Origin of the sequence: Pseudomonas sp. WP18 (genome assembly GCF_036689585.1) — a bacterium.
Taxonomy (GTDB): Bacteria; Pseudomonadota; Gammaproteobacteria; order Pseudomonadales; family Pseudomonadaceae; genus Aquipseudomonas; species Aquipseudomonas chlororaphis_E.
Window position 1 is genome coordinate 3,351,985 of record NZ_CP144758.1, and the last position, 11,286, is coordinate 3,363,270.

General features: G+C 62.3%; 10 protein-coding genes. All 10 read right to left on the reverse strand.

All coding sequences use genetic code 11. The features are described 5' to 3' along the window. Positions 1 to 38: 38 nt before the first annotated feature. The 10 genes from V5F23_RS14815 to pedF all read right to left on the reverse strand — a co-directional run bounded on the left by V5F23_RS14815 (position 39) and on the right by pedF (position 11,101). Positions 39 to 1,409, reverse strand: coding sequence for a hybrid sensor histidine kinase/response regulator (locus V5F23_RS14815; RefSeq protein ID WP_042729341.1), 1,371 nt, complete (start codon positions 1,407 to 1,409; stop codon positions 39 to 41). Beyond that, positions 1,393 to 2,550 (reverse strand): alcohol dehydrogenase-like regulatory protein ErcA, encoded by a 1,158-nt coding sequence (gene ercA, locus V5F23_RS14820; protein ID WP_123579109.1) that lies wholly within the window; start codon positions 2,548 to 2,550, stop codon positions 1,393 to 1,395. Before ercA ends, V5F23_RS14815 begins: the two co-directional genes overlap by 17 nt. Positions 2,551 to 2,682: 132 nt before the next feature. Continuing rightward, entirely contained in the window at positions 2,683 to 2,754 is a 72-nt protein-coding gene (pqqA, locus tag V5F23_RS14825; protein ID WP_003243383.1) for a pyrroloquinoline quinone precursor peptide PqqA, read from the reverse strand. Between the two features lie 231 nt (positions 2,755 to 2,985). After that, entirely contained in the window at positions 2,986 to 4,506 is a 1,521-nt protein-coding gene (locus V5F23_RS14830; protein ID WP_042729339.1) for an aldehyde dehydrogenase family protein, read from the reverse strand. Positions 4,507 to 4,790: 284 nt separating this feature from the next. Next, positions 4,791 to 6,566: a PQQ-dependent methanol/ethanol family dehydrogenase gene (locus V5F23_RS14835; protein ID WP_212802617.1), complete on the reverse strand. Its 1,776-nt coding sequence runs from the start codon at positions 6,564 to 6,566 to the stop codon at positions 4,791 to 4,793. 225 nt (positions 6,567 to 6,791) lie between these two features. Then, positions 6,792 to 8,021 carry an RHS repeat-associated core domain-containing protein gene (locus V5F23_RS14840; RefSeq protein ID WP_237614142.1) on the reverse strand — a complete coding sequence of 410 codons (1,230 nt, stop codon included), beginning with the start codon at positions 8,019 to 8,021 and terminating at the stop codon, positions 6,792 to 6,794. Positions 8,022 to 8,036: 15 nt separating this feature from the next. Next, positions 8,037 to 8,972, reverse strand: coding sequence for a quinoprotein relay system zinc metallohydrolase 1 (locus V5F23_RS14845; protein WP_338495460.1), 936 nt, complete (start codon positions 8,970 to 8,972; stop codon positions 8,037 to 8,039). Between the two features lie 16 nt (positions 8,973 to 8,988). Continuing rightward, positions 8,989 to 9,705: a quinoprotein dehydrogenase-associated SoxYZ-like carrier gene (locus tag V5F23_RS14850; RefSeq protein ID WP_234408022.1), complete on the reverse strand. Its 717-nt coding sequence runs from the start codon at positions 9,703 to 9,705 to the stop codon at positions 8,989 to 8,991. Positions 9,706 to 9,758: 53 nt separating this feature from the next. Next, the gene (locus V5F23_RS14855) at positions 9,759 to 10,634 is read right to left on the reverse strand and encodes a transporter substrate-binding domain-containing protein (protein WP_047737925.1); all 876 of its coding nucleotides are present in this window, start codon (positions 10,632 to 10,634) and stop codon (positions 9,759 to 9,761) included. Between the two features lie 5 nt (positions 10,635 to 10,639). Next, entirely contained in the window at positions 10,640 to 11,101 is a 462-nt protein-coding gene (pedF, locus tag V5F23_RS14860) for a cytochrome c-550 PedF (RefSeq protein WP_042729334.1), read from the reverse strand. Positions 11,102 to 11,286 lie beyond the last annotated feature (185 nt).

The following is an 11,286-nucleotide window of genomic DNA, read 5'->3' on the forward strand; positions in this document are numbered from 1 at the left end:
GCCTACAGGGATCCGTCGCAGGGGATGAGTACACCGCGCTAGCCGAGCAACTGGCTCAACACCGCCCGTAACTTGCCCGGCTTGACCGGTTTGTTGAGCAACGGCGCTTCCAGTTTGCGCAGGGCGCGGCGGCACTGGTCGCTGCGGTCGGCGGTGATGATCACGGCCGGGATCGCCCGGCTGAAGTGCTCGCGCAAGCGCCTGACCACATCACAGCCCACCACCCCATGATCGAGGTGAAAATCCGCCAGGATCAGCTCCGGCGCACGCCCTTGCAACACGTCGATGGCGCCCGCTTCGTCGGTGGCGGTCAACACTTCGCACCCCCACTGCCCCAGCAACGCGGCCATGCTCTGCAGGATGCTCAGTTCGTTGTCGATCACCAGCAGCCGACGGCCCGGTAGCGGATTGCCGGTCACCGCCTGGACGGGCACCTGCGACACAGGCAACGGTTTCTCAGTGGAGAGCGGCACCTCGATGCTGAACACCGAACCCCGTCCCGGACGCGAGCGAACCTGGACACGGTAGCCAAGGATGTGGGCGATGCGCTCGACAATCGCCAGCCCCAGGCCTACCCCCTTGCGATCGGCCGCTCGGCCGACATCCAATTGGTTGAATTCGAGAAAGATCGATTCCAGGCAATCGGCGGCGATGCCGCGCCCGGTGTCCCACACCTCCAGGCTCAAGCGCCCTGCCCGGCGCCGCGCCGCCAGGAGAATGCCGCCCTGGTCGGTGTAGCGGCAGGCGTTGCTGAGCAGGTTACGCAGGATCCGGGTCAGCAGCCGCAGGTCGGTCATCACCGCCTCGTCGGCGAATCGCACCCGCAGCTCCAGCCCCGCCGCCCCGGCCACCGATTGAAACTCCGAGGCCAGGGGCGCCAGCAGCTCGTCCAGCCGATACGGCGCCAGGTCGGGCCGGACGGCGGCCTGGTCCAGGCGGGAAATGTCCAGCAGGTCGGTGAGCAGGTCTTCTGCACCTTCCAGGGCCTGGTGAGTGCGCTCCACCAGCACCCGCTCGGTGGCGGGCAGTTGCCGCTCGCGCAGCGTGGCGATCAACAGGCGCGCGGCGTTGAGCGGTTGCAGCAGGTCATGGCTGGCGGCGGCCAGGTATTTGTCCTTGCTGCGGTTGGCGGCCTGGGCCGCGTCCCGGGCGTCGCGCAATTGCCGCTCGACCCGCTCGCGCTGGGCGATCTGCTGTTGCAGGTTGTGGTTGGCTTCCAACAGCGCATCGGTGCGTTCAGCCACCCGTTGCTCCAGTTGGTCATTGAGTTGCTGCAAGCGCTGGCGGGCCAACTCCAGCTCATCGAGACGCGCCGCCAGCTCGGGGTAATGGCTCTTGCGCGTGGAGTGATTGCCCAGCCCGAGCAAACCGGCCAGGGCCTTTTGCTGCTCGTCAGAGGGCTTCGCCATAGACGACCTCGACATCCCGTTGGCTCGACTCCCGAGGGTTGGTGAGGATGCAGGGATCGTGCATCGCATGCTGCGACAGGAACGGGATGTCCGACGTGCTCACGCCGTGCAGGCCCAGGGTTTCGTGAAAACCGATGGTGCGCTTGAGCGCGATCAGGTGTTCCACCAGCCGGCTGCGGATCTGCCGGTGATTGAGCCCACGGCAATCGATGCCCAGCGTCTCGGCGATCACCTTGAAGCGCTCCGGCGCCGAGTTGTAGTTGAACGCCACGACGTGTTCCACCAGCACTGCGTTGCACAACCCGTGGGGCAAGTCGAGGAAGCCGCCCAGGCTGTGGGACATCGCGTGCACCGCGCCCAGGATCGCATTAGAGAACGCCAGCCCGGCCTGCATGCTGCCGAGCATGATCTTTTCCCGCAGGGCGACGTCCGCCGGGTTGGCGATCATCTGCACCAGGTTGCTGTTGATCAGGCGCATCGCCTCCAGCGCATGGGGGTCGGTCAATGGCCCGTGGCCGGTGGACACGAACGCCTCGATGGCATGCACCAGCGCGTCGATGCCGGTACAGGCCGACAGGAACGGGTCCATGCTCAGGGTGGTTTCCGGGTCGATCAGCGACACATCCGGCACCGCCGCCTTACTGACGATGGAAAACTTCATGCGTTCCTGCTGGTTGGAGATGATCACGAACTGCGACACGTCGGCCGAAGTGCCGGCGGTGGTGGGAATCAGGATCAACGGCGGGCTGGGCACATGCAGGGTGTCGACGCCTTCGAATTCGAGAATGCTGCGGCCATGGGCAACGACGATGCCGATGGCCTTGCCGCAATCCATCGGGCTGCCGCCGCCGACCGCGACGATGACGTCGCAGTGGTTCTCCCGGTACAGCTCGGCACCGAGCATCACTTCCTCGACCCGGGGGTTGGGCGAGACCGCACTGTAGAGGGCATAGTCGATGGACTGGGCCTGGAGGCTGGCCTCGACATCGGCCACCCAGCCGGCGGCGATCACGCCGGGATCGGTCACGATCAGGACCTTGCGCGCACCAAAGGTCTTGGCGTAGTTGCCAACATTGTGTCGGCATCCGGCGCCGAACATGATTTCAGGAGAAACGAACTTGCGCAGCGGGCTGAGACTCATCTTTGCAGGGGCGTGGCTCATTGGTAAGCCTGTTGTTATTGTCCGGGGATACTCTGAGCCTAAAGCATCCCGCCGTGAATGCAATCAGACCAATGGGTAGCCCGGCCTGGACGCGCCAGACCGGGCCGGCACTCATCGGTTGGCGAAGTACATCGTCACTTCAAAGCCAATACGCAGGTCGGTGTACGCGGGTTTAGTCCACATGGGTCTTTCCTCTTCTTGTACCGGACGATTCCGGTGACTCATTAATGCACGGTGCGCCCTGGGTTCGAATGCTACTTTCGCAGCGGTGGGCGGGGTGCGTTGGTAGCGATTTCAGGCATCACACAACACTCAATTGTAGGAGCGGGCTTGCTCGCGAAGGCGGTGGTTCAGCTTGCAGAAGTGCTGAATCTACTGACGCCTTCGCGGGCAAGCCCGCTCCCACAGGGTTTACTAGAAGAACCCCAACGGATTGACGTCGTAGCTCACCAGCAGGTTCTTGGTCTGCTGGTAGTGATCGAGCATCATCTTGTGGGTTTCACGGCCCACGCCGGACTTCTTGTAGCCACCGAACGCGGCATGCGCCGGGTACAGGTGGTAGCAGTTGGTCCAGACGCGGCCGGCCTTGATCGCCCGGCCCATGCGGTAGGCGCGGTTGATGTCGCGGGTCCACAGGCCAGCGCCGAGGCCGAATTCGGTGTCGTTGGCGATCGCCAGGGCTTCGGCTTCGTCCTTGAAGGTGGTCACGCCCACCACCGGGCCGAAGATTTCCTCCTGGAACACGCGCATCTTGTTGTGGCCCTTGAGCAGGGTCGGCTGGATGTAATAGCCGCTCGACAAGTCACCTTCCAGGCGCTCGGCCGCGCCACCGGTGAGCAGTTCGGCGCCCTCTTCCCGGGCAATGTCCAGATACGACAGGATCTTGTCGTATTGCTGCTGCGAGGCCTGGGCGCCGACCATCGTTTCGGTGTCCAGGGGATTGCCACGCTTGATCTTGGCGATCTTCTTCATCACCTCGGCCATGAACGGAGCGTAGATCGATTCCTGCACCAGCGCCCGTGACGGGCAGGTGCAGACCTCGCCCTGGTTGAAGAACGCCAGCACCAGGCCTTCGGCGGCCTTTTCGATGAAGGCCGGCTCGGCCTGCATGATGTCCTCGAAGAAGATGTTCGGCGACTTGCCGCCCAGCTCCACGGTGGACGGGATGATGTTCTCGGCGGCGCATTTCATGATGTGCGAGCCGACCGGGGTGGAACCGGTGAAGGCGATCTTGGCGATACGCTTGCTGGTGGCCAGGGCTTCACCGGCTTCGCGGCCGAAACCATGGACAATGTTCAGCACGCCGGGCGGCAGCAGGTCGGCGATCAGCTCGACGAACACCGTGATCGACAGCGGCGTCTGTTCCGCCGGCTTGAGCACGATGCAGTTGCCGGCCGCCAGGGCCGGGGCGAGTTTCCAGGCGGCCATCAGCAGTGGGAAGTTCCACGGGATGATCTGCCCGACCACGCCCAGCGGTTCGTGGAAATGGTAGGCGGTGGTCAGCTCGTTGATCTCGGCGGCGCCGCCCTCCTGGGCCCGGATGCAGCCGGCGAAATAACGGAAATGGTCGGCTGAAAGCGGCACGTCGGCGTTGAGGGTTTCGCGCACGGCCTTGCCGTTGTCCCAGGTCTCGCTGACCGCCAGCAGTTCCAGGTGTTGTTCGATACGGTCAGCGATTTTCAACAGCACCCGCGAGCGGTCCTGGACCGAGGTCTTGCCCCAGGCGTCGGCGGCGGCATGGGCGGCGTCCAGGGCCTTGTCGATGTCGGCGGCGCTGGAGCGTGGAAATTCGGCGATCACTTCGCCATTGACCGGCGAGGTGTTGGTGAAATATTCGCCGTGGACGGGCGCGACGAACTCGCCGCCGATGAAGTTGCCGTAGCGCGGCTTGAAGGAAACGACGGCGCCTGGGGTTCCGGGTTGTGCGTAGATCATGATGGGCCTCTGCCTGGTCGATGCCTGTCACGGGACAGGCGATAGGCCGATGGTAGAGAGCCCCGTGCGGCGGACGAATGCGTCGTTGGCAGGGAAGCTCTCGTTATTTGGTCGTAGGTTTTGCCGCGATCTGAGGATGACCCGGGCTTTTTTGTGGGAGCGAGCTTGCTCGCGATGGCGGCGGATCAGTCAACATCAATGCAGGATGTTCTGGCCCCATCGCGAGCAAGCTCGCTCCCACAGGTTCTACATTTTCCACAGGTTCTGCACTTGCCAGAGTTGGCTCAGTGCTTGGCCACCAAGTCCTTCGGCAACTTGAAGGTCCAGAGCATGCCGCCCTGGTTGAAGTCCTTCACCCGCTTGGCGACTTCGCCCCCCCACAGCGGCACCGCGCCGCCCCAGCCCGAGACCACGGAGACGTATTGCTCACCGTCCATTTCCCAGGTGATCGGTGAGCCCAGCACGCCGGAACCGGTCTGGAATTCCCAGACCTTCTCGCCGGTCTTGGCATTGAAGGCCTGGAGGAAGCCTTCAGGCGTGCCGGTGAACACCAGGTTGCCCTTGGTGGTGAGCACCCCGCCCCACAGTGGCGCGAAGTTCTTGTGGCGCCAGACTTCCTTGCCGGTCTTGGGGTCAATGGCCCGCAGCACGCCGATGTAGTCTTCGTTCAGCGGCTTGATGGTGAACCCGGCCCCCAGGAACGCCGCGCCCTTCTTGTAGGCGATGCCTTCGTTCCAGATGTCCATGCCCCACTCGTTGGAAGGCACATAGAACAGCCCGGTGTCCTGGTTGTACGCCATCGGCATCCAGTTCTTCGCCCCCAGGAACGCCGGCGCGACGAACACCGAGCTGCCCTTGGCCTCGCTGCCCGGCGCGCCCGGTCGGCTGGCCTCGTTGTAGATCGGCCGCCCCTCCTTGTCCAGGCCGCTGGCCCAGGTGATCTTGTCGACAAACGGGAAGCCACGGATGAACTTGCCGTTGGTGCGATCGAGCACGTAGAAGAAACCGTTGCGGTCGGCCGTGGCCGCCGCCTTGATGTCCTTGCCGCCTTCCTTGTAGTTGAACGAGATCAGCTCGTTGACGCCGTCGTAGTCCCAGCCATCGTGCGGCGTGCTCTGGAAGTGCCACTTGATGCTGCCATCGTCCGGGTTCAGCGCCAGGCGCGACGAGGAATAGAGGTTGTCGCCAGGACGCAGGTGGGAGTTCCACGGCGCCGGGTTGCCGGTACCGAACAACAGCAGGTTGGTTTCCGGGTCGTAGTAACCGCCCAGCCACGGCGCGGCACCGCCCGTTTTCCAGAGATCGCCCGGCCAGGTCTTGCCGGCCTCACCGCCGGAGATCCCGTTCTCGATGGCCTTGCCATCCTTGTAGACATAACCCATGTGGCCTTCCACGGTCGGACGGGTCCACAGCAGCTCGCCGTTCTTCGGGTCGAAGGCGCTGATCTGGCCCACCACGCCAAACTCGCCACCGGCCACGCCGGTGATCAGCTTGCCGTTGATCACCAGCGGCGCGGCACTGATGGAGTAACCTTCCTTGTGGTCGGCGACCTTCTTGCTCCACACCACTTTACCGGTGTCCTTGTTCAAGGCCACCAGCTTGGCGTCGAGGGTGCCGAAGAACACCAGGTCGCCATACAACGCCACGCCACGGTTGATCACGTCGCAGCAAGGGCGGATGTCATCGGGCAGACGCGCGTCGTACTGCCAGAGTTTCTTGCCGGTGCGCGCATCCACGGCAAACACCCGCGAATAGGACCCGGTGAGGTACATCACCCCGTCCTTGATCATGGGCTGCGCCTGCTGGCCACGCTGCTTTTCACCGCCAAAGGAAAAGGCCCAGACCGGGCGCAGGTCCTTGACGTTGTCGGTGTTGAGGGTCGCCAGCGGGCTGTAGCGCTGACCCTGGACGCCCAGGCCGTTGGTCACGACCTGCTGCGGGTTCTTCGGGTCCTGGAGAATTTCCTGATCGGTCACGGCAGCCAAGGCCGAACCGGACAGCAGCATGGCACTGAGCAGCAAGCTCACGGCGAAGGGTTGGCGACGTGCGGGATGAGTCATGACGGCTACCTCTGCGATTATTGTTATACCCGGGAAATTTTCCCGGTCTGGCGCAGATTCTTGGGCCCGCAGCCCCTGCCAACAATTGCCCGCTGTGTTGAGTTTTCTAGTTCCTTGGTACATGTGAGGCGCCAATTCGCCACCGACCTCCCGCTTCCCGACCAGCCCTCAATCTGTGGGAGGTAGCGATCGACTTTTTCAATGAAACATGACTATTCCCGATTTTTATTTACGTATATACCTCGTAAAAATTGTATTGTACTCACGAGTCAATTTATCCGTCTGTTCAGTTTTCACCCTTGCCATTCTAAGGTAGTACAAATTAACCATTTCCGGATCAAGACTTTTATCAAGTCCCGCCAAAGTTAACGTATCTAAAATACGCTTATTGGGTCGATCAGCCACATATTTGAGCACTCCCCTATATCGTTCTCGATCAAGATATGTTTGCCTGTCAGCCGCCGCCACATTTCTTACGACTTCATCAAAAGGACTTTCTAAACCCTGTTCTATACCAAATGGATAAGACCGCTTAGGCAACACATCATAAGCAAGCTTTTCAAGCCGCAACGAAGTCACGACGGGGGGTTCTTTGGAAGCGCTTAACTCCTGATAATCCGCGTTGAACATCTTTCTCCTCAATGACTCCTCTAAAAATTCCAGCTTGTTATCTATTTCCTTTGCGCGGGAGTAGAAATGCTTTCCCACACCAGCAGGAATGCCTTTTCTAGTCCATACCCCGCCACCTAAATGAATTTTCTTCAAACCCACCTGCCGGGCCAACCAAGTAAATGGACTCGTTCCTTCCGGGTCTTTTTTATTAATCGGATCACCAGAACAATAAACATAGGCATTCAGTCCACCCTTTCCAAACGGACTGAACCTGTCCGGACTGTTAAATCGCATCAACACGGGATTGAATGTCCGATAGCCGTTACCCAACGGGTAATGCCCGGTCACCGGGTCCGGCTGTTCACCGTTGAAACCCGGAACGCGACTCGGACCGTTTTCAGTCGAAGGATGACCGTAAGGTGAATAGGCGATGGATTGCCTGCGATTGCTTTCGGCAATCGTGAATAACACTGACTGCTGACCATCGGTGGCCAGTAGCGTGGCGTCGAATAGAGTGTCGTGGTGCTGTTGTTGTGCGAACAGCCAGCCCCCCTGCTGGATAATTGAACGCCGTACCACGCCTTGAATCTCCGTGGCCAGGCGATTTTCGCAATGGAAGCGTTGAAGCCTGGGTTTACCCGGCAGCGTCTGGGCGTTTAGATGATCGAGCGCATCGTAATGGTATCGGCAGAGCACGGTTTTCCATGGGGTTTGCATCGGGTGTGCTCCAGAAAGCCAAGCACAAGTATTCAATGGATTGGGATGGGCGGCTACTAACAGAACTGCTAGGACTGAAGCATCTCCATGACCACGTGCGTTTCCTTGAGAGGTAGCGCCTTCCATGGCCTCGCCACAGGATTATCGAGGTTTGCTGTCCACCCGCTTCATCCCCGCCCGCTCATACCGCGGATACAGGTGGCTGACACTGCGGATCAACTCATACCGGCTCAGGCTGATTGCGGCGAAGCGCTCGGGGATGGGGCTGCGGATCATCTCGGCCATGTCGTCGCCCCGTGCGGCGCCTTCGCGCATCAGTTGATCAAGCCAACCGAGGTAATCGCGCATCTGCACAAAGGGGTCGCTGTCGCTTGCCACCGGGCCGTGGCCGGGCACGATCAGTTTCCAGGGCAAGGCCTGCAAGGTGTCCAGGTCGTGGAGCCAGACATCGAGTCCGGGGCTGTTGGGAGTGGTCAGGGCGCGCTCGTAGAACACCAGGTCACCGGCGAACAATACGCCCGTGGTTTCATCGAGGATCGCCAGGTCCGCGCCGGTGTGCCCGGCCATCTGCAACAGCCGCAACGAATGATTGCCCACCTGCAGCGGGCCAGGCTCCAGCACCTGGGTCGGCAGCAGCACTTCGGTGCCGCGCATCCAGTCGCCCACCAATCGGTACATGTTCTCCGCCAGCGCATCGCCCTGCTCGCGCAACAGTTGCGTGGTGCCCGCCAGCGCGCCGATGGGCACGTCGCCAAAGGCCTGGTTGCCGAGCACATGATCGGGGTGATGATGGGTCAGCAGCACCTGGATGATCGGTTTGTCGGTCGTTGCCGCGATGGCCTGGCGCAGGGCCTCGCCGTAGCGCTTGGACGGCCCGGTGTCGATCACCACTACCCCGGCGTCGGTGACGATGAAACCACTGTTGACGATGTTGCCGCCGTTGGCCTTGGCAAAGTTCTCGGTGCTGCCTTCCAGCAGCCAGGTATCCGCAGCGATCTGCCGGGGCTTGAGCCCATAGTCCGAGCCGGCCCAGGCCGGCCAGCACAGGCCTATGAAGATCAGCAACAACCAGCGCATGGCGCACTCCTTGTGGTCAGGGGATCGCCGCTTCGAAAGCATTGCCGCTGTTGTCACGCAGCAATAACCGGGTGCGGCCCGGGCCTTGGATATCGAAACCCAGGTTGGGGTTTTCGCTGACGGCCGGGAAGAGCTCCAAGCGCGCCAACGCCTCGCCGTCGGCGCCCAGCAGTTGGGCCTGGTTGAGGTAGAACTCGGGGATACCGCTCACCAGGCCGTTGTCCATCGGGTGGGCAACCTGCACACGCAAGCGACTGCTGTCGCCCCGGGGATAGCGGGCCCCGAGCACTTCGCCCAGGTGTTCTTCCCAACCGGGCTGGGTACGCACCACGCTGGGCGCGGTGCAACCGCCACCGGCCGCGTCGATCAAGGTCGAGCCGACGTGCCACAGGCCATCGCGGGTTTGCACGGCGGCACGCAACGGCGTGGCCTGCTCGATGCGAATGCGGATCGACAGCCAGGGCTGCACCCGCGCCACCGGCTGGAAATCGACGATTTTCGGCAACGGGTTCAGTTCAGCCCAGGCCAACACCCGCACCACGTCCGCGCCGAGGGCCCGGGCATCGATTTCCAGCGGCACCTGGCGCGCATCTTCGGCAAAGGGCGGGGCCACCAATCGGACGCGATCGTCGAACACGAACGGCGCATCGCCCAGCAGTTGCTTGTGATAGAACGCCCACATCACCGACGGCACCGGATCCTTTCCCGGCTCGACGGCCGCCAGCCCCATCATCGGCAGGCCAAGCCCCAACAGCCCACACACGAGCCATTTCATCCCTTGCGCTCCTACTGATACATCTGCGGCACGTCATACCGCAGGCCGTAATGGGCATAGATGGCCTTGAGGCTGCCGTCGCGGATCAGACCCTCCAGGGCCTCTTCCACCGCATAGGCCAACTGGCGGTTGCTTTCATGCACCGCCATGCCGATTTCCCAACGCTGCTTGCCCATGTTCGGGTAGGCGTTTTCCGCCAGCGCCAGTTGCGGGTCGGCGGCCTGGTGCACCTGCCAGTCAACCTCCCCGCGCATGGCCATGACCGCATCGACCTCCCCGGCCTGCATGGCCTTGAAGGCCTGGTTCACGCCGGGGTAATGATGGGTTTTGGCGCTGAGCATGCCGTTGAACACCGACGTCAGGTAGAACGACGGCACGCTGTCCACTTCCACGCCAATGGGGTGCTGCTGGAACACCGCGACACTCGCCACCGAGTCCAGGCGCCGACGGTCAAACGCCACCTGCCAGCACTCCTGCTGATAGGGACCGAACATCACCACCTGGGCATTCTCCAGCTCACCGACATCGTTGCGCTTTTGCACGTAGTCGTGATCGTAGGGCACCCGCATCATCAAGTCGGCAAGCTGGCGGTCGTGCAGCGGGCTGGCGCGCCAGATGTAGTCGCGCAGGTCGTCATCGAGCTTCTCGCCCGGCGGCGCCCAGATCAATTGCAGGCGCACGCCCAGGGCCTTGGCCAGGGCCTGCGCCAACTCGACGTCGACGCCCCTGGGTTGGCCCTGGTCTTCGAAGCTGTAGGGGGCGAAGTCCTTGTAGACCGCCACCTTCAACTCGCCGGCAGCGATCATCTGGTCGTAGCTGCGCACCTGCGCCTGCACCGCCTGGCCCCACAGCAGCAGGCTGCATATCACCCACGCGAACAGGCGCATGACGGTCACTCCTCGACGTGCACGCTGTCCAGGTAAGAGCGCACCGCCCACAAGGCCTCCTGGCTCAGGTAGTCGGCCATTTTCGGCATGTAGACCCGACCGTCGCGCACGGCACCGTGGCGCACGCGCTCGACGAACCATTCGTCTCCGGCCTCGGCGGCATCGAGCAGGCGCAGGTCCGGGGCGATGCCACCAGACTTGGCCTCCAGGCCATGGCAGGCCGCACAGTTCTGGTTGTACGCCGAAGCACCGATTTCCACCGCTTTGTCGCGCTCGGGGGAATTGCGATAAGGGTTCTGGGAAGCCCAGCCGTCGGCGTCGAGCGGCAGGTTGCTGTCCTTGACCGGGGTCAGCCCTTTGGTTTCCACTGCCTGGGGCACTACGTTGCCGTGGGCCCACACCGGGCCTGCGCCGATCAGCCCCATCAGTAAGGCGCTAGCGATGATGGCGTTGCGTTTTGTTGTCATTGTTATGCCCTCTCAGATTGCACGCAAACCTCTCTGCAGAGGCCGTGCCGTCATCTTAGAAAGCGCCCGTTCCCCGCCGAATGCTGCTTTGGTGGCCGGGGTCTAGTTCCTTGGTAGCAAGCCCTCCGACGCAAGTCGCAAAGACACCCGGATCGGGAAGTCTTCCCGGCAAGGGCGGGACTTTT

What these genes read in the sequence shown, in the direction of transcription:
- V5F23_RS14815 (WP_042729341.1), bottom strand. Translation starts at nt 1,409, where the DNA reads ATGGCGAAGCCCTCTGACGAGCAGCAAAAGGCCCTGGCCGGTTTGCTC.
- ercA (WP_123579109.1), bottom strand. Translation starts at nt 2,550, where the DNA reads ATGAGTCTCAGCCCGCTGCGCAAGTTCGTTTCTCCTGAAATCATGTTC.
- V5F23_RS14830 (WP_042729339.1), bottom strand. Translation starts at nt 4,506, where the DNA reads ATGATCTACGCACAACCCGGAACCCCAGGCGCCGTCGTTTCCTTCAAG.
- V5F23_RS14835 (WP_212802617.1), bottom strand. Translation starts at nt 6,566, where the DNA reads ATGACTCATCCCGCACGTCGCCAACCCTTCGCCGTGAGCTTGCTGCTC.
- V5F23_RS14840 (WP_237614142.1), bottom strand. Translation starts at nt 8,021, where the DNA reads ATGGAAGGCGCTACCTCTCAAGGAAACGCACGTGGTCATGGAGATGCT.
- V5F23_RS14845 (WP_338495460.1), bottom strand. Translation starts at nt 8,972, where the DNA reads ATGCGCTGGTTGTTGCTGATCTTCATAGGCCTGTGCTGGCCGGCCTGG.
- V5F23_RS14850 (WP_234408022.1), bottom strand. Translation starts at nt 9,705, where the DNA reads ATGATGGGGCTGGCGGCCGTCGAGCCGGGAAAGGATCCGGTGCCGTCG.
- V5F23_RS14855 (WP_047737925.1), bottom strand. Translation starts at nt 10,634, where the DNA reads ATGCGCCTGTTCGCGTGGGTGATATGCAGCCTGCTGCTGTGGGGCCAG.
- pedF (WP_042729334.1), bottom strand. Translation starts at nt 11,101, where the DNA reads ATGACAACAAAACGCAACGCCATCATCGCTAGCGCCTTACTGATGGGG.